The sequence below is a fragment of the Palleniella intestinalis genome (assembly GCF_013166595.1).
GTDB lineage: Bacteria > Bacteroidota > Bacteroidia > Bacteroidales > Bacteroidaceae > Prevotella > Prevotella intestinalis.
Genome location: NZ_JABKKG010000006.1, coordinates 78,421 through 98,597, shown reverse-complemented (window position 1 = coordinate 98,597; position 20,177 = coordinate 78,421). Strand labels below are relative to the sequence as shown.

General features: G+C 50.8%; 29 protein-coding genes and 2 pseudogenes. 10 read left to right on the top strand and 21 right to left on the bottom strand.

Annotated elements, in window-relative coordinates; genetic code table 11:
• Positions 1 to 2 precede the first annotated feature (2 nt).
• The 10 genes from HPS57_RS09665 to HPS57_RS09620 are packed head-to-tail and all read right to left on the bottom strand — an operon-like array spanning position 3 to position 5,754.
• On the bottom strand, positions 3 to 452 hold the full coding sequence (locus tag HPS57_RS09665; RefSeq protein ID WP_172182589.1) for a DUF4494 domain-containing protein: 450 nt from the start codon (positions 450 to 452) through the stop codon (positions 3 to 5).
• A gap of 21 nt (positions 453 to 473) precedes the next feature.
• Positions 474 to 641, bottom strand: coding sequence for a hypothetical protein (locus tag HPS57_RS09660; protein WP_172182587.1), 168 nt, complete (start codon positions 639 to 641; stop codon positions 474 to 476).
• A 1-nt stretch (position 642) separates the two neighbouring features.
• Entirely contained in the window at positions 643 to 1,134 is a 492-nt protein-coding gene (locus HPS57_RS09655; RefSeq protein WP_172182585.1) for a hypothetical protein, read from the bottom strand.
• A gap of 1 nt (position 1,135) precedes the next feature.
• Positions 1,136 to 1,396, bottom strand: a complete 261-nt coding sequence (locus HPS57_RS09650) for a hypothetical protein (protein ID WP_172182583.1) — start codon at positions 1,394 to 1,396, stop codon at positions 1,136 to 1,138.
• Between the two features lie 17 nt (positions 1,397 to 1,413).
• On the bottom strand, positions 1,414 to 1,710 hold the full coding sequence (locus HPS57_RS09645; RefSeq protein WP_172182581.1) for a DUF4406 domain-containing protein: 297 nt from the start codon (positions 1,708 to 1,710) through the stop codon (positions 1,414 to 1,416).
• Between the two features lie 30 nt (positions 1,711 to 1,740).
• Positions 1,741 to 2,358 (bottom strand): DNA repair protein RadA family protein, encoded by a 618-nt coding sequence (locus tag HPS57_RS09640; protein WP_172182579.1) that lies wholly within the window; start codon positions 2,356 to 2,358, stop codon positions 1,741 to 1,743.
• Positions 2,359 to 2,362: 4 nt separating this feature from the next.
• On the bottom strand, positions 2,363 to 3,232 hold the full coding sequence (locus HPS57_RS09635; protein ID WP_172182577.1) for an AAA family ATPase: 870 nt from the start codon (positions 3,230 to 3,232) through the stop codon (positions 2,363 to 2,365).
• An 18-nt stretch (positions 3,233 to 3,250) separates the two neighbouring features.
• The gene (locus tag HPS57_RS09630; protein WP_172182575.1) at positions 3,251 to 5,350 is read right to left on the bottom strand and encodes a kinase; all 2,100 of its coding nucleotides are present in this window, start codon (positions 5,348 to 5,350) and stop codon (positions 3,251 to 3,253) included.
• A gap of 25 nt (positions 5,351 to 5,375) precedes the next feature.
• The gene (locus HPS57_RS09625; protein ID WP_172182573.1) at positions 5,376 to 5,564 is read right to left on the bottom strand and encodes a hypothetical protein; all 189 of its coding nucleotides are present in this window, start codon (positions 5,562 to 5,564) and stop codon (positions 5,376 to 5,378) included.
• Between the two features lie 13 nt (positions 5,565 to 5,577).
• Positions 5,578 to 5,754: an ArsR family transcriptional regulator gene (locus HPS57_RS09620; RefSeq protein WP_172182571.1), complete on the bottom strand. Its 177-nt coding sequence runs from the start codon at positions 5,752 to 5,754 to the stop codon at positions 5,578 to 5,580.
• Between the two features lie 157 nt (positions 5,755 to 5,911).
• Between HPS57_RS09620 and HPS57_RS09615 the strand changes: the two genes are divergently transcribed.
• The 10 genes and pseudogenes from HPS57_RS09615 (at position 5,912) to HPS57_RS09570 (ending at position 12,020) form a co-directional block, all read left to right on the top strand.
• The gene (locus tag HPS57_RS09615; RefSeq protein WP_172182569.1) at positions 5,912 to 6,562 is read left to right on the top strand and encodes a S24 family peptidase; all 651 of its coding nucleotides are present in this window, start codon (positions 5,912 to 5,914) and stop codon (positions 6,560 to 6,562) included.
• A gap of 1,814 nt (positions 6,563 to 8,376) precedes the next feature.
• Positions 8,377 to 8,592, top strand: coding sequence for a hypothetical protein (locus HPS57_RS09610; protein WP_172182567.1), 216 nt, complete (start codon positions 8,377 to 8,379; stop codon positions 8,590 to 8,592).
• Between the two features lie 11 nt (positions 8,593 to 8,603).
• Positions 8,604 to 8,825, top strand: a complete 222-nt coding sequence (locus HPS57_RS09605) for a hypothetical protein (RefSeq protein ID WP_172182565.1) — start codon at positions 8,604 to 8,606, stop codon at positions 8,823 to 8,825.
• A 13-nt stretch (positions 8,826 to 8,838) separates the two neighbouring features.
• Complete coding sequence (locus tag HPS57_RS09600) at positions 8,839 to 9,255, top strand: PcfK-like family protein (protein WP_172182563.1); 417 nt, start codon at positions 8,839 to 8,841, stop codon at positions 9,253 to 9,255.
• Positions 9,252 to 10,544, top strand: a complete 1,293-nt coding sequence (locus tag HPS57_RS09595) for a PcfJ domain-containing protein (protein ID WP_172182561.1) — start codon at positions 9,252 to 9,254, stop codon at positions 10,542 to 10,544. The genes HPS57_RS09600 and HPS57_RS09595 overlap by 4 nt, the downstream gene beginning before the upstream one ends.
• Before the next feature lie 24 nt (positions 10,545 to 10,568).
• Positions 10,569 to 10,826, top strand: a complete 258-nt coding sequence (locus tag HPS57_RS09590) for a DUF8466 domain-containing protein (protein WP_172182559.1) — start codon at positions 10,569 to 10,571, stop codon at positions 10,824 to 10,826.
• Positions 10,827 to 10,846: 20 nt separating this feature from the next.
• On the top strand, positions 10,847 to 11,077 hold the full coding sequence (locus HPS57_RS09585) for a DUF3873 domain-containing protein (protein ID WP_172182557.1): 231 nt from the start codon (positions 10,847 to 10,849) through the stop codon (positions 11,075 to 11,077).
• Positions 11,074 to 11,319 (top strand): annotated as a pseudogene (locus HPS57_RS09580) (DUF6956 domain-containing protein). Before HPS57_RS09585 ends, HPS57_RS09580 begins: the two are co-directional and overlap by 4 nt.
• A 53-nt stretch (positions 11,320 to 11,372) precedes the next feature.
• Positions 11,373 to 11,681: a hypothetical protein gene (locus HPS57_RS09575; protein ID WP_172182555.1), complete on the top strand. Its 309-nt coding sequence runs from the start codon at positions 11,373 to 11,375 to the stop codon at positions 11,679 to 11,681.
• Positions 11,682 to 11,801: 120 nt separating this feature from the next.
• A complete protein-coding gene (locus tag HPS57_RS09570; protein WP_172182553.1) occupies positions 11,802 to 12,020 on the top strand; it encodes a DUF7688 family protein in 219 nt (72 codons plus the stop codon).
• 289 nt (positions 12,021 to 12,309) lie between these two features.
• Here the strand turns inward: HPS57_RS09570 and HPS57_RS09565 are convergent, their stop codons facing one another.
• The 11 genes and pseudogenes from HPS57_RS09565 to HPS57_RS09515 all read right to left on the bottom strand — a co-directional run bounded on the left by HPS57_RS09565 (position 12,310) and on the right by HPS57_RS09515 (position 20,163).
• Positions 12,310 to 12,837 carry a glycoside hydrolase family protein gene (locus HPS57_RS09565; RefSeq protein WP_172182551.1) on the bottom strand — a complete coding sequence of 176 codons (528 nt, stop codon included), beginning with the start codon at positions 12,835 to 12,837 and terminating at the stop codon, positions 12,310 to 12,312.
• A complete protein-coding gene (locus tag HPS57_RS09560; RefSeq protein ID WP_172182549.1) occupies positions 12,834 to 13,337 on the bottom strand; it encodes a DUF3872 domain-containing protein in 504 nt (167 codons plus the stop codon). Before HPS57_RS09560 ends, HPS57_RS09565 begins: the two co-directional genes overlap by 4 nt.
• 1 nt (position 13,338) lies before the next feature.
• Positions 13,339 to 14,224: pseudogene (locus HPS57_RS09555) on the bottom strand (DUF8464 domain-containing protein); the annotation flags it as partial.
• A complete protein-coding gene (locus HPS57_RS09550; protein WP_172182545.1) occupies positions 14,221 to 14,640 on the bottom strand; it encodes a hypothetical protein in 420 nt (139 codons plus the stop codon). The pseudogene HPS57_RS09555 and the gene HPS57_RS09550, both read right to left, overlap by 4 nt.
• A gap of 4 nt (positions 14,641 to 14,644) precedes the next feature.
• Positions 14,645 to 15,220, bottom strand: a complete 576-nt coding sequence (locus tag HPS57_RS09545) for a conjugal transfer protein TraO (protein WP_172182543.1) — start codon at positions 15,218 to 15,220, stop codon at positions 14,645 to 14,647.
• Positions 15,221 to 15,222: 2 nt separating this feature from the next.
• Positions 15,223 to 16,212, bottom strand: coding sequence for a conjugative transposon protein TraN (gene traN, locus HPS57_RS09540; RefSeq protein ID WP_172182541.1), 990 nt, complete (start codon positions 16,210 to 16,212; stop codon positions 15,223 to 15,225).
• A gap of 47 nt (positions 16,213 to 16,259) precedes the next feature.
• Positions 16,260 to 17,603, bottom strand: coding sequence for a conjugative transposon protein TraM (gene traM / locus HPS57_RS09535; RefSeq protein WP_172182539.1), 1,344 nt, complete (start codon positions 17,601 to 17,603; stop codon positions 16,260 to 16,262).
• Complete coding sequence (locus HPS57_RS09530; protein ID WP_172182537.1) at positions 17,584 to 17,862, bottom strand: TraL conjugative transposon family protein; 279 nt, start codon at positions 17,860 to 17,862, stop codon at positions 17,584 to 17,586. Before HPS57_RS09530 ends, traM begins: the two co-directional genes overlap by 20 nt.
• A gap of 6 nt (positions 17,863 to 17,868) precedes the next feature.
• Positions 17,869 to 18,492 carry a conjugative transposon protein TraK gene (gene traK, locus HPS57_RS09525; protein ID WP_098032204.1) on the bottom strand — a complete coding sequence of 208 codons (624 nt, stop codon included), beginning with the start codon at positions 18,490 to 18,492 and terminating at the stop codon, positions 17,869 to 17,871.
• A gap of 33 nt (positions 18,493 to 18,525) precedes the next feature.
• The gene (gene traJ / locus HPS57_RS09520) at positions 18,526 to 19,530 is read right to left on the bottom strand and encodes a conjugative transposon protein TraJ (RefSeq protein WP_172182535.1); all 1,005 of its coding nucleotides are present in this window, start codon (positions 19,528 to 19,530) and stop codon (positions 18,526 to 18,528) included.
• A 3-nt stretch (positions 19,531 to 19,533) separates the two neighbouring features.
• Positions 19,534 to 20,163 carry a DUF4141 domain-containing protein gene (locus HPS57_RS09515; RefSeq protein ID WP_172182533.1) on the bottom strand — a complete coding sequence of 210 codons (630 nt, stop codon included), beginning with the start codon at positions 20,161 to 20,163 and terminating at the stop codon, positions 19,534 to 19,536.
• Positions 20,164 to 20,177 lie beyond the last annotated feature (14 nt).

Here is a 20,177-nt window from a genome sequence, read left to right as displayed (position 1 = left end):
GTTTATTTGTTAGTATCTTCAAAAACATCAAGTATAGGGGGCTCGGTGATGGAGACTATTGAATAATCCGTCATCGCTCCCACAATAAAATTGCGTACATACTGAATCGCCAGTTCCGGCGTTGCAGCCTGTATGAGATGATGCACGGTCAAGCGCTTCTCTTTGTCAGTCTTCTCATCAAGTTTGTTGATGTGCAGCTTCACCTTGTACCAATGCTCGTCAGGTCCTCTGTCAGAGTAGAATATCTCCTTGTACGATGCAGGGAATATTCCTGCAACCTCAAACTCGCCGTTTATGCAACAGGCCATCTCTTCCGCAATGCGTGCCTCCGCTTCCGTGTGGCTCGATGCTTCCACGACATAATGCTCTGCTGCCTTCTTTACCCGGCCGTCCTCCAGCGTCTTCTCATAACGCACCTTTGTCTGGTACCAGTCTGATTTCCTGATTCTCATGATTCTTGTTCTTGTCTGTTGTTAATACTCTTCTTCATTTATCCCTTGGGTGTATTGTGTCAGTTCTATGTGGCACTCGATCTCATGCTCAAGCTCCTCAAGCAGTTCAAGGTACCGCTCGCCGTCAAGCCGCTTTGCCTCCGCAGTGTCAAAGATGTACTGCATTATGCGTTTTACTGTTTCTTTCATGTCAGTTACTGTATTTGTTGTCAATATTTATCGGTATGATGAATGCCACGCCACCTCCCTGCACGCGGTCCTGCTTCTGAGGCTTGAAACCGCCCTTGCGCTCTATGCTGCGCAGCTTCGCGCACAAGGCGTCAAGCTCCTCCACGGTCAGAGGATAAAAGTCCTTGCCGCATATCCTCGGGTCGCGGCACAGGGCGTTCACCCTTGACCAGTCCGCAGTGTTGACGCCCAACTTCTGCATCAGATGCAGGCAGGCGCTGCGCTTCCGTCTCAGCCTGTGTTTCAGGGATACCTCATCAAAGATGCCAAGCTCACGCTCAAGGCTTGCACACAACGCCTCATATTCCGACTCCCTGATATATCTCAGCTCATCAGTCCTGCCGTTCGTGTACCGGCTTACAAGCACTTTCCGCAACTCATCACGGTCACCAACATAAGCCAGACGCTTGAAAAGACCGAAAAAACGCTTGAAATCAAAAACTTCCTGCTCCATATCATTTGTTACTAAGAAGAATGTCGCATTCTATTGTCTTTGCACTGACACGACAAACATGTTTAACCGGAAGAATATCTTTATAGTTATCTTCAAACCGCTTGAAATACAACTTCTTGAGCTCCTTTTTTGCTACAGAAAGCGCCTTTTTGTTATATTCCCCGGCAAACCCGACACGAGTAGTAAAAGTCTCACGGATTGTCCCTATATAATATGTAGAGGTCAAAGTGAGAACCACTACACCGGATTTCATTTTTTCCATATCGTTGTTTTTTATGGTTATTCAAACAATACCTTTATCCCGCAAGAGCTCGCCACATCAAGCTCCAGCTTCGCGCCCTTTGACAGCTCCCAGCCTTTCAGCATATAGATTGCGTCGCAGTCCAGAAGCATGCGCAGGTCGACTCTCATGTGCTCACGCCAGTCACCCGGCTGAGGGAGACCGTTCCGGAAAGGGTTCACAGGCAGACAGCCCGCCCTTAGAATCCTTTCCTCAGCAGAGGCGAATGCGCCCATACGTTCCTCAATGTCATGGTGCGAAATCGCCCCACTGATGTAGATTTTTTCCTTCTCCATATTTTATAATTTTTATATGATTGATAACTGTCATTGCTTTCCCCAATACTTCTCCGCGCCCTCACCCCAGATGGTGTACTCGCCGGTATCTCCGATGAAGCGCCCTTTAGAGAACGCCTTGAAGCCTTCCACCCATATTTTCAGGGTGGCGTCATACATCACGCTCTCCGCCGCGCTGCCGCGAGGGGCGCGCCCCTTGGAGTGGCTGATGAATATCAGGAGCTTGTCCTTGCAGCGCCTCTTCAACGCCTTGTAGCCTTCATACGTGAGACCGGTGTACTGGAAGGAGTCGATGACCACGATGTTCCAGCTCTTGCGCCTTGACAGGCGCTCCATGAGTTCCTCGATGTCCTCGTCATCCAAAAGGCTGAACCGGCGCCCTGCCTCGCCCATGCCATGCCTGACAAGGCTCTGGCGCATCGTGAGGCTCGCGCCTTCCTCCATGCTGTCATAAAGGACACGGTCGTACCTGCAAAGTTCCTTGCACAGCTGCATAAGGAAGCTGCTTTTGCCGTTGCCTGAATTGCCCCAGATGAACCACACTCCTGTCCTCTCGGGCTGACCGAAGGCGGAAGCCCAGGCTCCCTCGAAAGGGAACACCTCGCGCTTTCTGCCAAGCACCTCACTGACTGTCAACGCTCTGCCCATAACATCACTTCTTCTTTCTCCTCATTACCCTGTGGACACTCTTCTTCACCCTGCGGAGGTCAAAGTCGCACTGCTCCGCATCACGCATGACCTCGTCAATGTCCTTCCGGTCTGACAGCCCGTTGGCGGCACAGATGGCATAGACATCGCCCGGAGTGGTGTCGTCCAGTTCAAAATATTTCCTGCCTATCCTGCTGTAAAACTCCTTGTAGCCCGGCTTCTCGCACCTGAGCCCCCGCTTGATGCGCTTCTTGATGTAGTCGGTGCTCAGGAAAACGACACCGCACCTGTCCTCAAGCTTGTTGTAAAGGCTGATGAAGTAGTGGAAGACGCTCTCGGTCAGCTTGTCGGCCTCGTCGAAGATGAGCAGCGGGGCATCCATCTGTATCAGGCTGTCGAGGATGGCCTTCCACAACTCCCTCACGGTGCAGCCCTCGCCCCTGATGCCGACAAGGCGGGCAATCTCCCTCACGAACTCGCCCTTGTGGATGTCTTCCGAGCATTGCAGGTAGAACACTTCCCTGTGCTCTGAGGCGTACAGCTTCGAGGCGGTGGTCTTGCCGCAGCCTGCCTCGCCGACAACCCACATGACGTTCTTCCAGCGCTGCGCATCGTCAAGTGCGAAGGTTATCTCCTGGTATGCGCCCGTCTCCACAATCTGCCATCCGTTGTCGCTCCTGACGCCAATCTGGTCGGCGATGATGCGCCACATGTCATCGCTGATGAGCTCCCACTTGCCGTTCAGGATGCTGCTGACAGTGCCGGCACTGGTGCCGCGCAGGCTGCTGGCGGCTTTCGCCTGGCTCGGGTATTTCTTTACGTATTCTCTCAAGCGTGAGCTTATGCGCTCCTTCTCATTCATTGTAAGTTCCATATCTTTTTGCTATAGGGTTTATAACTTGCCACTGATGGCTTTCATGTCTTTCTTCTGGGGCATTGGTATTACAATGCCATTTTCATTTGGTGAACATTCTGCATCCAGCATGTCCATGTTGCTGATGTTTTTCTCCATGCGACCAAGACTCAACTCAACAGGCTCATGACTGTATTTGCGTGTCCTGCGCTCTATCTGGCGGCGAACCTCGGCACGCACTCCCTTAAGTTCCGGTGTGACAAGGCCATGCTGCTCGGGCGCGACACCTTCGGCAAACTCTATTTCTTTCGCCTCCACCTGGCGCTCTATGCGGTTATGTTCCGTGGCTGACTGTTGCGCCCTGATGAAGAGTGCCTCACCTTCTGTCTGCTCTTGTATTGCGCGGTGGATGACAATGTATGGCTCTGCAACACGCTCAAAGCGGAGTCCTCCGGCCTTGTCCTTCCAATACAGGCGGATGCTGGAAAAGTCGTAAGGGTCGTATTTCACGACAAATCTCTGGTAGGTGTGCTTCCTGCGCCATTCCAAATCGGGAACACCCGGACTGCTCATGACCTCATATATCCTCTTCTTGCCCTTCACCGTGATTTCTATGCCACTGCTCGTGAACGTGCTCATTCTGTCACATGTCACCCAGAACATTTCCACCATGTCACTCGCTGTTACAACCGGTGTCTCGGTATTGACGCTCGCCTCATACATCTTTATGCGTGGCTCGCCGGTGGCAGGGTGAGGCATCTCGTTCCAATCAGTCCTTGCCTTGACGTAGGCAGCCTTCAGCTCTTCAAGGGTGTAAAGCCGGTCCTTGTTGGCTTCCACAAACTCAATGTTCGCATGGCTGCTTGACTTTACGGCCGTAACGTTCTGGCCTGTGAACCGCCAGTCCTTATGCAGCACCTGCTGCTGGAACCTTCCAAAGACGCTTTCAATGGTCTTCGACGCTCCGTTGTATGGCGCGGTGGTTCTGTGCACATGGCACAACTTTTCAAAGAACTGCTGGTTCTGGAGCTTCTTGTGCCCGCCTTGGTTGTCATGGACAATCTCGTAAGGCTTGTGGCCGCTGACCTGTATAGCCATCCTGTATGCCATATATTGTGCCTCGTAGTCTTCATTGTCGCTGATGTGGAAACCAAGGAACACCTCAGTGGCTGCGTCGATGACCTCGTAGACACTCGTCGTCCTCACCTTGCCGTCCTCATCCTTATAATAAAGGTTCAGCTTCGTGCCGTCACCGTACCATAGCGCATCCCTCAGCGTAGGCAGCTGCGTCTTGTGCCTGCGGTCAAACTTCTGGTGGGAGCTCATCTCGCCAAACACAGCGTCGTGCCACAACGGTTCCACCGCCGGACTGTTGAGCCATGCCTTCATGCCGCTAAGGCTCTTCAACGGCTTCCAGCCCTTCGCCTCCGCCTCCTTGTTGAACGCGGCGAAAATCTGGCTGTCGGTATAGACCGGGACACGGCTGCGCTTCAGGGCAATCAGCCTCCTGCCGGCTTCCTCGGTTATCTTGATGGTGTTCCTGTTGCCGACCTTGCCGCTGATGACGGACCGGTAGCCGTCTGCCTTGAACCTCTTCATCTTGTCCTTCAGCCTCGCAAGGTGACCGGGCAGGGTGTGGCCTGACACCTCCCTCAGCCTCTCGCTTTCATTGAAGACGATGTCCCAAAGGTCGCCGCGCCGCCCATTGCAGAGGGCGTGGCTCGTGGAGACCAACCGGTTCATCCGGTCCCACAGCATAGCCATGACACTGGCATTAATGGTATACTCCTGTATCAGCTTCTCGCTCAAACGGGTTTGAACACCGTTCAGACTGTATTCGAACGACTCGTAATACTCGCGGGCTTCACCGCTCATAAGGACTGTGGCGGCGCTCGCTGCCTCCTTCTCCTTCATTATCTCCTCGGGATTCCCGTACTTCTCCTCGAAACGCTGGCGGTACTTTGGAGGGAGTGAAGAATATACATAGAGGGCATAGTTGCCTTCACCCTTGCCTTGACGGGCATTCTGGATACTGCCACGGTCAACCCTACTGAACAAGGTCTTTTTCTTAATAACAGGTTCATCCCCCGTAGTAAGTTCCTCAAAGGTAACGCACAACATTTGCTTGTAATATTCCATATACTTCCTCACTAATTAGGTTTAATTACTCTGCAAGGCTTCTGCCAAATGCTTTGATGCCGCAATAGATTGGTACCATAGTCACTGAATAGATGATGCCGACGACTTTCTCTGCCATTGACATATCCTCATAGCTCCATTTGAAACTCAGGACAAACCATATCCAGATAAGCCCGAGAGTCAAAGCCAAGACCATTTTTAATAATGTCTTCATAATGCGTTCCTCCTTATTCATTGCCAACTTCAACGCCTCCGAACTGGGTTTTTGCGACATGGCGAATCTTCCGTGCCAGAAAACTGTTCTTCTTGTAGTTAAGCGCATGGCTTACCATCACAGGCGTACAATTCATAGCCTTTGCTATCTTGCTCGCATTACCATATTCTACAATAATTCTTCTTTTCATTTTCGTTTTTCCTATTTTTGTTTTTATATTTTTCGTTTTTCTCGATAGAATTTTGTACCTTTGTCAGGTGTTTAATATTTAAATGTGCTGCAAAGATATAGAGAATATCTCTAATAACAAAATTATTTAGAGTTTTTTTCTAATTTATTTATAAAAGATGACGGTTAAAGATAGGATCAAGACATTTTGCAAGGCAGAAAAGACAACTGTTTCTGCCTTTGAGGCATCAATAGGGGTTGCTAATGGCTATGTCAATGCCATTAGTAAAAGTATAGGTATTGATAAAGTTCAAACTATTTTAGAGAAATTCCCTAATCTAAATCTGGAATGGCTTTTGGTTGGCAAAGGAAATATGTATAAAGAGGGGACTTTGCAAGACACTTTGCCAATAGCTATACACACCGAAAAGCCAAATGAGGGAATACCATTAATACCAATATCTGCAATGGCTGGAGCATTTCAAGGAGAACTGTCTGTCCTTGAATATGAGTGTGAACGTTACATTGTACCGTCATTCAAAGGAGCGGATTTCCTTATACCGGTCACAGGCGATAGCATGATACCAACATTTCAGTCTGGCGATATTGTCGCATGTCGCAAGGTTGATATGTCAAAACTTTTCTTTCAATGGAACAAATCTTATGTTCTTGACACAAACCAGGGACCAATAATTAAGCGTGTAAAGCCTGGTAGTGACAATGAACATGTCTTAATTGTGTCAGATAATCAAGACTATTATCCTTTTGAACTTGAATATAATGACATATATAATATTGCACTTGTTGTCGGTCTCATCAGGCTTGAATAAAACGAAAAGTGTGCGTTTTTCTCACCTGTTTTTAGTTAAATGCCTGATATTTGGAACTTTGATGTGAAAAGTACCCATCGAAAACGGTTGTTTAATGTACATTCTGCCCATCGAATAATTAAAAAACAGCCGTTTTCAGCCTTATTTTATCCCGTCTGCCCCACGAATCCACTTTTATTTGTGTTAAAAATGCAGACCTAAATGCAGACCTAAATGCAGACCTAACCCAAAATTCAGCAAAAAAAGTAGGAAAAGACAGGCTACAAAGAAAAGGGCAAAAAAGCCTCCTCAGAGCCTCAAAAAGAGAGTGATAACAGCCCATATAACACACCGCAGCGACAAGCCCTCCACAGCCAAAGGAAAATAATCAAAACACGAAAGAAAAGAGAACTGTCTAATCCATGGAAACCTCTGAAAACAAAGGGAATACGTCCCACAGCATCCCAAAACAGCAATGACAACCAAAGCCACGACAGAGAGAGCAATTTCCCCACAGAACCGCCCTAAAACAAAAAAGGCAGCCCATTAAGCCGCCATGTTACATTTCACCTATAAAATCCCCCTCAAATCCCCTCTGAATGTAACACAAATGTAAAGTACATGTTACATTTCGTTTTTGAATTTTGTCCCGCACTTTCGTTTATTTTTAACGCGCAAGTCGTTCATTAACAACGAATTGAACGTTTTGAGTCGTTTTGCCGCTTTTATACATTTCGTTTTACCGCCCTTACATTTGTTCCCGTTTTGCAAATTTACGACAATTATTTCATATAATGCGGCAAAAACACCGATTATTTTTTGTAACTTTGTTTCTTGAAGTTACGAAAAGAGTGTAATTTATTGGAAATGAGCGTAGGTTAGTCGCTCTTGATAGTAATAGGTTACGAATTAGTTAGTTATCTACTGCATTATTCCTCTGCGCGTTGCGTAACCTTCAAAGAACTCTTTGTATGCAAAAGTAGCTATTTAATCCGAGATTTTGAAATAAACTCCCAGATTTTTTATTCCCTCATTCATAAGTTTTTCCGTAAAAGCGGTTTTATCCGTCGGTACATAATCGCAGCGGACAAGTCCTAACGAATATGTGCCGACTACCGCATAGCCGGAGAAAAGGGCATTGCCTCACGCCTAAACGATGTTTAGACTGAGATGCAATGCCCCTTTCTTTTGTGGCTATGCCAAGAGGTGCTTTTACGGGTTTTCAGATGATTTTTCTTTTTTCGCTGTCCATTTGTGCCGGAAACGGAAAGGACGCAGAGTGTGTCAGCCTGCCCCATGAATGAAACAAGCGGCCACACACAGCCGGGCAAACCGGGAATAAAGACTGTTTCCGCCCGGCTGGACAAGTGCAGTCGGATCGGAAACATTCATACTTCCTTGTTGATGGTTTGCCCTTTTCACGCTTCCGGTGATGTCTTTTATCTTTCAGCCGGTTCTTCTTTTTTTTACGGATTTTCTCTGAAGTTTTTCTATTCCAATCTGCCTCTGTTTTCGTTTACCTCCATCCTGCGCCTTTCAGTAGAATCGCATCAGGCAGTCATTTCCGTTTAGGGCGCAAAGGTACTTCGGGATTGTACGGAATCTCAAAATTTTTCTGAAAAAATCTCCAGCCCTGCGGGTAGTATTTTTCCCGAAAGATTTTGCTTATCCGCATCCCGACCTTTTAAGCCCCCGAAACGAAAACGACCGATGCGACCGAAAGACGCATAAAAAAATGTCGGATAAACGAGAGGCAGATAAGATAGTTTGAAACTCAACTCCCTCAGCTCTTGAATCCGCATTAAAAAACAAAAAAACTCAAAAACAGCGAAGATATGACAGCAACGGCAGATTTCAGACACACAGCGCAAAACATCGGGCTTGCTATATGCGGTTTGATAATGCGCACCGCCTTCGGGGTGTTCGGCATCCTTTGGGGCATCATCAGAGAGATTGTAAACGGAGTGTTCCGAGTGGCAATAGGTGTAATCGTGGCTATCCTTTCCACCATTGCCTTCTTCGGCTTCATCCTTTGGTTATTCACCCTTTAACCCTTACCGATATGGCAAAGAGAAACAGCAGGACGGCAGCGCAGCAGTGCAGATATTACGAGGTGGACAACATTTTCGTGTATATGGTGGAAACGTACATCAACGGCAATTTCAGCACATTCCGTGAACTCTACCACGAACTGAACAAGGACACACGAAGGGATTTCATTGACTTTCTACTCAGCGAGGTGGAGCCGACCTATTGGAGAGAGATACTGAAACAGACAATCTAAAAACGAAAGCAACATGAAAGGAACAGACCATTTCAAGAGAACGATACAGATGTATTTGGAACAGCGGGCGGAGGAAGATGCGCTCTTTGCGAAGAACTACCGCAACCCAGCCAAGAACATAGACGATTGTGTTACCTACATTCTGAACTATGTGCATAAAAGCGGTTGCAACGGCTTCACGGACGGAGAGATATTCGGGCAAGCCATCCACTACTATGACGAGAACGAGATAGAGGTGGGCAAGCCGATGAACTGCCAAGTGGTTGTGAACCACGTTGTGGAACTCACGGCAGAAGAAAAGGCGGAGGCACGGCAGAACGCAGTCCGCAGATACCAAGAGGAGGAACTCCGCAAGTTGCAGAACCGCCACAGACCGTCAGCGAAAAAAGAAACCCAACCCCAACCCTCATTATTTGATTTAGGCTTATGAAACCGAGAACACGCATACAGCAGGAAGTCGCAGGACTAAGCAAGCGACTACCGATATTGACCGAAGCACAGAAGGCATACGCTTTCCGCCATTGCTTCAAGCATTACGCAGTCAAAAGGGCAAACGGCATGAACATCTGCACCGAGTGCGGACATTCGTGGAAGAGCGGACACGACCTTGCGGACACCATTTGCGGATGCACCTGCCCCCGTTGCGGTATGGAGTTGGAAGTGTTGCGCACCCGAAAGAGGGTAATCAGCGATATGGAGTATTTCTCCATTATCACCACCTGCAAGCAGTACCAAGTGATACGCTTCTTTTTCGTCAAGTCCCGATACAAAGTAGGACAGACAGCCAAGTATTCCATCTTTGAGGTGGTACAGAGGTGGATTGCCCCAAACGGCAAGACAACAACCGTTGCCCGACTGCGTGGTATGTCGCTTTTCTACTATGACCAGTGGACGGAATACAGCGACATGGAGGTGCGCAAGAACCAAGAACTCAGGGCATACGACATCGCCCCGATATGCACCTACCCCAGACAGCGTTTTATCCCCGAAGTGAAACGCAACGGCTTCAAAGGTGAATATCACAATATACTGTCTTACGACCTTTTCAAAGCCATTCTAACCGACTGCCGTGCGGAAACGCTTTTGAAGGCAGGGCAATACCCTATGTTGCGCCACTATCTGCGCTACTCATTCAACATCGGAGAGTATTGGGCATCAATAAAAATCTGCATCCGCAACGGCTACACCATTGCAGACGGCTCTATGTGGCGTGATATGATAGAACTCCTGCGACACTTCGGGAAGGACACGAACAGCCCGAAGTATGTCTGCCCCCAAGACCTCAACGCCGAACACGACAAGTGGGTGGAAAAGCGCAACCGCCAAAGGGAACGGCAGCAGTTGAGGGAACGGCAGCAGGAAGCGAGAAAGCACGAAAAGGAATACCGCAGGCTCAAAGGCAAGTTCTTTGGCATCGCCTTTACAGACGGCACACTGAACATCCGTGTATTGGAGAGCGTAGCCGAGTTTGCGGAAGAAGGAACGAAAATGCGCCATTGTGTGTGGTCTAACTCCTACTACCTCAAAAAACACTCCCTTATCCTTTCGGCTACCATAGACGGAGTGCGCATTGAAACGATAGAGGTGTCGTTAAAGACATTCAAAGTGGTGCAGAGCCGTGGCGTATGTAACAGCAACACCGAGTATCACGACCGCATCATCGCTCTTGTGGACAGCAATATGAACCTAATCCGCAAGCGAATGAGAAAAGCGGCATAGCATAACCCCTAAAACGATATTGATATGGAAGTAAGAATTGAAAGTATGATTTGTGTGTGGGATGATGCAATCCCCACCATGTTCCTTGAATTTGTAAACCTCCTCACTCTCGCAACGAGTGAGGAGGGGTTAAGAAAAGGTGTAAGGGAATTTGCCGAGAAGCATGAACTTGACAAATTCTTCCATTATGGCTTCGGCTCACACCATTTCTACCTGCACCAACGCTACACGAGCAACCCCGAAATGGTGATGAAGAACAGACTTTTATCAGTACATTTTTAACATCTAAAAGAGCAATGATTATGGCAACACGAATGACCATTAACGGAGTAAGCACCTGCACGGAAGCAGGTACGGAGAAATACGAGCGTTTCCAATCGGGTATCGGCAGACGCAGGCGGACACTTGTGCAATACGACTACCGCCACACGGACGGAGAGTTGTTCGCTTGTGTAAAACCCACATTGAACGAATGTCGGGAAGCACGGGACAAGTGGCTGAACGAAAAAGCAGGAAAGGAGGACAGAGTATGAACGCAACCTACCAAACGCTGATTGTCAAGTTCAAAGAGCCGATTACGGCATTGGACGGCATATTTAACGATGCCTAAATGTGGGGAACTGACACCCTCAAAGGGTGGATAGATGATTACGAAAGCACACGCTTCACAGCCACCGACAGCCATACGGCAGTCATCACGAGCGAGTATAATATGGAGTGCGTGAAGGAATGGCTACAATGTCAGACACCCATTGCCGAGATGATAGAATTTTGAACGAGTTGGCGGTGCGAACACCGCCAACACTTAAAACCCTAAGAACAACGGATATGATAGCAAAGACGATATTACAGCAGATAGGAGGAAGACGCTTCGCCACCATGACAGGAAGCCGTGATTTCATAGATATGGGCAACGGCTTACGGATGAGCCTTGCGAGGAACAAGACAAGCGCAAACCGCCTTGACATCATCTATGATGCAGGGGCAGACCTCTACAATATGCGTTTCTACCGCAGGACATTCAGCAAGAAGACATTTGACTGCAAGGAAAAGGACATTGCCGTACACGAGGGTATATATTTTGATATGCTGGAGGATATGTTCACGATGGTTACTGGACTTTACACACGCTTTTGAGTGGTGGGGCGGCGAGAGCCGCCCTACTTTCTTTCAGTGAGCAGGATGGCGGACAAAGAAAGTAGCAAAGAAACCGCTGTACAATCTGCGATACCATTCACCTAAAAACAAGTTTTAATTATGGAAGCAATCAGACAGAACGGAAAAATCATCTTGCACAGCAACAACGGCATAAGCATAAAGATGATTTTCAAAAACCTTACGGGAAAAAATTTTCAAGGTCAGGAGTATGCAGACTATATCCGTCACATTGCAATCGGAAGCATGGGGTTTACGCCCGGCATCATAGAGCATTGCAGGAACGGTGATATTGTTGATGTTGGTTGTATAACGCTATAAATCAAAGGAGGTGTGTCCCTTGCGGAACACACCTCCTCACTTTTACCATAGTAGCCCTGCAACAAATGCCAGAACTACCTCAATAACCCTGGCAAACTCATTTTCTGAAAATTCTATTTTCATACTTCTAAATTTGAAGGTTATGTTTAATATCGGACTTCTCCGGCTCACGAATCTATACTCAGACGCTTAGTGAGCCTACACGCCTGAAATGTTGCCCCTTTTTCATTATAGCAAAAGACGTGCCAAATTGAATTCCGCACGTCTTTTGTCAGTTTTGTCAGTCGTTTTATGGGATATACAGCAACGCAAACTCCGCCTTTCTCCGTTTGAGCAACATTGCGTGGCGTTTACCTTTGTAGTTGCAGAAGGCGATATACTCACGGTAGATGTTCCTGTCGCCCGCTTCCAACTTTTTGATTAAGGTGCTTTTGGGGATTGTCTTACTACCCAAAAGCCGGTATGGTCCGACATTGTAGGCAAGCGTGGCAAGCAGAAGACTGTCCTTTCCGAACTGCCGGAACATCGCGCAGAACTTCCGCAGGTCTTTCCTTAGGAGCGCGTCCGCCTGCCTTTTCGTCATGGTTCGTGCCGAGTACCTTTCGCTCGGCAACAAGCGGTGTCCGTACCCGACATACGGATGGTGTTTCTCCGAGTGCCAGCCCTCAAAATACTTCGTGCAACGCACAGCCCTCTCGAAAATCGGCAGTCGGTAGATTTCCGCCTGCCCGTCCGTTCCCTCTTGGCGGCTGATCTGTGCCGACACAGAACAGACCGCCAGAAGCGAACAGAGCATCATCATCCACACACGCATCATTTCTGCAAAGGTCTGAAGTTGCCGATGGGTACGATGGTGAAGCCGTCATCCTTGATGTTGCGGTTGTTGAAGTCAAATTCCAGCTCGAAGGTGTTGCCAAAATTATCCTCCACCACCACGATGAAGTTGTGCGCCTCTTCGCCCTCCGCCGTGTAATACAGGCGGAACTTTTCGTTCTCCAGCAGGTAGCGGTCATTGGGCAGAAAGGTGATGCCGTTGTCCATCTTCAACTTGCCGCTTCCCTCGAACTGGAAATAGCGGATGGTGTAGAGCGTGTTGGCGAAGTCGCCCTCCTTTTTCAGCTCACATCGGATTTCCACCGTCTGCCCCTTCGTCACCTTGTTCGGCACGGGCATTACCTCCACTGTAAAAGGATAGGACTGTTGGATGTCCATGTCGTCGTCGCACGACACGAGGGTGAATGACACGGCGGCAATCAGGCACAACGCCACCGCCTTTAAGATTGATGTTCTCTTGTTTCTGTTGTTCAGTATGCTCATATTCTTCGATTTTTAGATGGTTGTTTTTTTATTTTTGTTGTCTGTTGCAGGTGTTCATTCAAATCCTTGCAACCGTCATAGAGGATGGAACGGTCGGCGACACGTTCCCCGTAACATTTGGTGAGTGCGACAAGCGTCCGTCGTCCGGCTTCGTCACGGTCGAGGAAGCAGTCGATGCGCCCGTAGCCGTCCAGCAGTTCCTTCGCTTTCTTCACGTTGGCGACGGAGTTCAGCACAAGGCAGTCCGCGTTACCGGTTACTTGGAGCGTTTCAGCCGAAAGGAAGTCCATGAAGCCCTCGAACACAAGGCACTCATTAGACGGAGCATCTTCCGATTTTACCAGCGATACGGACTTTGGTGGGATGCACCCTTTGAAAAATCGGCTTCTGACTTCATAGCCACCTGCCATGTTCGGGAAGCCGACGGCAAAATACCGTTTTCCACGAACACCGTAATTCAGACGGCAGCAATGGCGGGATGCGATGCCGTAAGGGATGCCCCGTTCCGACAGATACTCCGTCAGCGGTGAGCGGAGCAGCGGGGCGACCTCCACATCCTCAAAGACGGGTTCGGTCGGCTTCGGGAGATAGGTCGGCTTTTCCCATCCGGCAACCGTCATATTGGCGGCTTCCGCTATGAACCTCGCCTGCACCATGAAGTCGTCGCTTTGCAGCAACTCCCCGGCAAGCGTGAAGATGTCGCCACCCTTGCCAAGCCCGAAGTCGTACCAGAGTTGTTTCGCCACGTTCACACGGAAAGAGGGTGTGCGCTCGCCCCTGTACGGGGCGAGATACCACAACTCGTTTCCGCTCCTTCTGACAGGCTCATATCCCAACCGTGCGAGGAAGTCCGCCAGCGGGATTGTTCGGAGTTCGTCAATGTTCATAGGCGCATACCCCGCTTTCGTTTGGGTGGTTCCGGCTTCGGCTGGTTGGCGTTCCTGACGGGCGAAGCCACGACAATGTTTCCGTCTACCTCCTTGCCGTTTGCCGTGACGCCGTACATCTTCACCTCACGCACCTTTTTCATTTCGGATGCGATGAACAGGTTGAGTTCCGAGCGGTTGGCACTTCCGGTAATCTCATAGGCGAGATCGTAAATGCCGCCATACAGTTTTTCGGGTTGTACCGTGTCGTACCAACCGTTAGCATCAGTATCAACAACTATATTCCCTTTTGCCGAGTACGGCGACTTGAATGTAAGCTGGTTAGCATTTCTATTGACAGGCTCGTAGCCCATAGCCTTCATAAAATCTTCAAGGGGAAGATTTTTGATGTCAAGGTCAATCACAGTCAGTCCCATAGGCTCATCCGATTATGAATTTTACACCGAACCCGAACTGCGTGTGAAACTTCCTTGTGTCGCCACCCCACAGGCAACGCTCCCGCAGGTTGGCAAGCAGGGCGATACGGTCTGCCACATAGCACTCCACATCGAGCGTCAGCGCACCGCCGTAGATGAAGGCGTCCCGGTCGTGCAGCGTGGAGCCGTCATGCAGCACCTTCTTCCCCCAGTTCACCGACTCATATCCGGCGAGAGCCGAAGCCCCGGCATAGACGAACACGATTTTTCGGGCGTCCGACAGTATCTTGAAGTAATAGCCGCCCTCCGCCGTGAACTGCGCCACGGGTATCTTGGTATCCTTGTAGGGGTTGTTCTTCAAGAGGTATTCACCACCGAACACCCACTTGTTCCCCTTCTTCGTGTAGGTGGAGAGAGCCGCCCCGAAACTGTACCCGCCGTACTTGCCGCCGGGATTGAAGCCGTCCGCCATGTTCGCCCTCACCTCGATGCCCTGCATCTTCGGCAGGCATCGCTGGGCGTGCGCCTGCCCCGTGAAAAGGGCAAGCGACGCGATGATTATTGCGATGTACTTTCTCATGGTCAGCGCACTTGAAGTTCGTTGATGGTATTGGCGCGTACCAGATCCTCGTTCTCAATCACGAAGGACTGGTGACGACCGCCGTTCTTCTCGTTCAGCTCCACCACGAGGCACTTGTCGTCAGGAATGGTGAACTTCGCCATCGTGAAGACCGTGCGCTCACTCTTCTTGCCCGACACGAGTGTGGCGTAGTTCTGCGCACGGAGCGGCAGGATGATCTGCTCCTGCACGGCGGTGCGCTTCGCCACCTTCTTGTCCACGATTTTCCAAGTGATGTAGTCCACATCGAAGGGCACGTTGCTCTGGTTCTTTATCTCCGTGTGGAAATAGAGCAAGCCGTTGTGTGTGTAGATGCCTTTCAACAGGTACTGGATGCCGAAACGCTTGCAGCCGATATGCTTCACCTCGCGCCTGTTCTGCTTGTGGATGGACTTCATGATAAGGCGCACCAGCATCGGACTTTCGCTGCCCAGCTCCTTCAGATAGATTTCCTGCGCGTTGTTCGGGCGGTTCACCGTGCTGCCGTCATGGATGAAGTCACACATCTCCACGTTGAGCAACAGCGGTTCGGCGGCGTACTTCACATTGAAGGTGTAGAAACTGCCATCCTCCGTGATGACGGACATATTGGTTTCGTTGGGGAAGTTACGCACGGTAGCCTTCACGCGGATGATGTTCTCCGCTCCGTCGGCTTTCCCGGCAATCAGGTCGGGCGAGCCTAAATCGACATAGCGCACCTCCGCCGGAAAAATGACGTGGACGGTCTTGTCGTAGGTCACTTCCAGACCGTGCGGCGGTATCATGCGGTCGAAGGTCAGCTTGCGCGACAGACCGTGATACAGGTCGCCGTCCGCCTCCTTCTGCGGATAGACCTCTTTGGTCAAGGTCGGTTGTTCATTACTTCCGTTGTTCTGTTCAACGGTTACATTCTCCTGCGCGTTGGCAGTTGCGATGCCCATAGCGAGGGCAAACATGATGATTACTTTTCTCATTACTTTTGGATTTTAGTGGTAAATGTTTTTTTGATTGATAGTTGTTTTCAGTCCTTTTCTTGGTAGAGCATGACCCTGTACCCGGCTTTCAGATACACCTTGACGGTGCGCATCTTCTTGGCGATATACTGGCTCGTGCCCTGTATCAGCCCCTTGCCCAAGTCGGAGGCAAGTTGCGCCCCTGCGTTGGTGGAGATGTTGATGCTGCTCCCTAACGAGCCGCCCATGTTGGCGGCTACCTCCCTGACGGCGTTCATCTCCATCGAGTTCGGGATGAAGATGCCAGACTGCCCGTCCGTGTCATAGACCGCAAGCTCCACGGGGATAATCGTGCCGTCGTATTCCAGTGAGGTAATCTCAATGTCGAGCCGCTCTCCCTGTATCTTTCCCGTGCCGACCACCACCGCATTGCGGGGGATTGTCCTGCCCGCCACCGCCATCGGCTCTAATAAGCGCAGCCTTACCGTCTGCCCGTCCGTCACGCTCTGCGCCCCATGCACACACGCCGGTATGGTGTTCCTGTCCGATACCTCCGCCGTGCCGACTGCCGTGTTGAAACCACGGTTGCGCTCCTGCGAGAATGTGGCGACAAACTCAGCGTTGCTCATGGGCTGTGATAGTGAGGAAACCACTTGGCGGCTCACTTGCTTTACGGGTGTCGCCGTGTTCTTCTTTCCTTTCTGCACGGTGGAAGGTTGTTCTGCCGTCTGTTCCGGCTTTCCTCCGTTCTGACCGCCCATATACTTTGCAGCCAGTTCGTAGGACTTCTCCATAAGAGCCACTTGGTCGTCCATCGGGGAAGCCTTGCCTTTCTCGCTTTCCAGTTCCGACTCCAGCGAGGCGATGCGCTCCAGCAGCTCGTCCATTTCGGCATTGTCATTCTTCGGCTGTTCATAGAAGTTGCCGAGTGTGGCGTTCAGGTCACGGTAGGCGGCAGCCGATGATTGGATGGTCTGCGGAGTGGCGGGCTGTGCCGCTTCCTCCTTGCCGCCCGGATGGGCGAGGTCGAAGTCCGTTCCGTCCTCCGTCTGCGCCACCTCACGGTCGAACATATCGCCCAACTGCCCGATGGCACGGTTACGGCTCTCCAAACGTTCTTCCATCTCCCCATGCTCGTAGGCTTTCAGCTTGTCACCGATAATCTGCCCGTTGTTGGCATCCGGCATTTCGGTGTTGTAGCCGTCCGTCCCCGGTTTCTGTTCCTTACCGGAGGACGGGGCGAATATCAGCCACATCGCCCCGATGAATACCAGCACCATAGCGGGCAGGACTATCATCTTCTGCCGTTTCAGCCGTTGCGCCTCGGTCAGTGGTTCGCGCTCCTTTTTCGGCTTTCCCGTGTCGGGAGCGGTTTTGTTTTCTTTTGTCGGTTCATTCTTCTTCTGTTCCATATAAATAAGGTATTAAGTGATTGTCTGTTTCTGCCGGGGTCGGCAGTTCCACCTGTCCGGCGTGTCCCGTTTCCATGCGTGAGCCGTCGTTCCTGCCGATGTCATAGACGGCTCTGCCAAAAGTGTAGAGGGCAAGTACCGCGAAGGCGGCAAGCATCCCCAGCACGATGCGGCGGCGTGTTTCCGGCGGCAAGCCGTCAAGATAGCCTTTGACGTTTGCCACGATTTGTTTTCTCTTGTCTCGAAGTTTCCATTTCATAATCCGTTACCTTTTGATTGTCTGTAAATCCTTGTTCTCGATGATGGTGAACCCCTCGATGGTGAAGCCGTTGGGATTGTCGTCCGACCGTGAGGCGTTCAGCAGGCGGCAGGTGGTCACGAGGCTGCGCTCGGTGACGTTGCTCTGCCGGATGATTTTCTGCGTGGCGTAGGTCACGGCACGGTATGGATAGGCGTTGAAGTCGCACACCACGCTGTCCACCTTCAGCACTTGGTTGATGTTCCCGGCGATGACGCGGTTGTAGTATCCCTTCTCGGCGAAGTCCGAATAATAGTGGTACACGCTCTTGTCCGCCAGCAGCAAGGCACGCTTCACGTTGTGTTCAATCGCGCTCTTTTCGGGCGAGAGCGTGAAGAACAGCTCGTGGAAGCGGCGTATATGCTCCCGTGCCTCCGCCGGGCGGTTCTGCGACAGGTCCTGCGACAGCGCAAGCATCAGCGACTTGCCGTTGTCCAGCACATAGATCTTCTCCCGTTGCTTCTCGGCGAAGCGGTAGGAACTCCATACGCTCCACACCGTCACCACGGCGCACAGCGAGAGGAAGACGATACCGAACAGGCGTATCTGCCTGAACGACGATTCGATGTTTCTGAGTGATTTGAATTCCATTTTGCTTTTTCCGTTTTAATTATTACACATTGGTTATTTCAGCAGCTTGCCGATGCGACCGACCGCGTTTCCTGCCGTTGCCCCGGCGACTCCGCCCGCCATGCCTCCGGCACGTCCCGCCATCTGGTTCATGGTGCGGTTGTAGCTGCCCATGCCTCCGGCTTGGATGATCCAGCCCGCCACGGTGGGGATGGTGAAGTATCCGATGATGCCGATGCAGAGGAACACGATATACACCCCGTCGCTCGAATCCAGCGAAAAGTTCGGGTCTGCCTGCATCCGCTCGATGTCGCTTTGCAGCATCAGCACCTGTATCTTAGCCAGTATGGTGCTGAACATATCCGATACCGGAAGCCACAGATAGACCTGTATGTAGCGGCATATCCACTGCGTGAGCGTGCTTTGGAATCCATCCCACACCGATATGGCGAAGGCTATCGGACCGAGTATCGCCAGCACCACGATGAAGAAGGTGCGGACGGTGTCTATCACGAGGGCGGCGGCTTGGAACAGCAGTTCCAGTATCTCGCGGAAGAAGTCGCGGATGCCCTTCTTCATGCTGTACATCCCCCGGTCAATATACATTCCAGCCATCGTCACCATGTCGGCGGGCGACCAGCCGAGTTCCTCCAGCTGTTTGTCAAACTCCTCGTTGGACACCAAGTAGGCGGTTTCGGGGTTGCGCATCATCGCCTCGTATTCCAGCCTGTCCTTCTGTTCGCGGTAGGTGTTCATGTCGAGCGTTTCCGCCTCCAGCATCTTCGCCGTGCCCTGCACCACGGGCGAGAGGATGCTGTTGATAGTGCCAAGCACCACCGTGGGGAAGAACATGATGCAAAGCCCGATGGCGAAGGGGCGGAGCATCGGGAACACGTCTATCGGTTCGGCTCTCGCCAGCGATTGCCACACCCGGTAGGCGACATAGAACAGCGCGCCCAGCCCGGCGATGCCTTTCGCCACGCCCGCCATGTCCTCGCACAGCGGCATCATCTGCTCATATAGGGAGCGGAGTATCTGGTGAAGGTTGTCGAATTCCATAGGCTACCAGTATCTTTCGTTCATGTTCCCGTACAGCCCCATGATGCGGTCGAGGTCGTTTTTCTTCTTCGCGCGGAGGTAGGACACCGATATGTTCTTGTTGGTGTAGTAGCTCACGAGGTTGCGGTAACGCCGCATCTTCGAGTAACAGCGTTCCACCACGTCCATGCGCTCCTTGTCGGTCATGGATAGCGTGGTGATGTTCACCACATTCTTCAGTTCGGTCAGTACGTCGTTGCTCTCTTCCAACAGCTTCGTGTAGCCGAAGGCGATGGCTCCCAATTCCTCCACCGTGAAGTTGTCGTCACGCATCATACGCTGGAAGTTGGTCACATAGATGTCGGTGATGTCGCCCACCATCAGGATGGTCTGCTGCACCTTGCGGGCGTCCCGGACAAGGTTGTTCACCGATTTCAGAGCGTCGTAATACTTCTTTCCTTGCTCATAAATCTTTACGGTTTCCTGAAAGTTCTTCACCATGTTCTGAGCCGTCGTCGAGGTATGCACCACGTTCTTTGAGGTGTTCACGATGCTCTGCGCGATGTTGGACGGGTCTATCACCGCCCACTGTGCGCTTGCCCTGCCCGCGAGAAGCAGACACAGGCAGACAATCATTGTCATTCTTGTTCTCATGTTACTTTGGATTT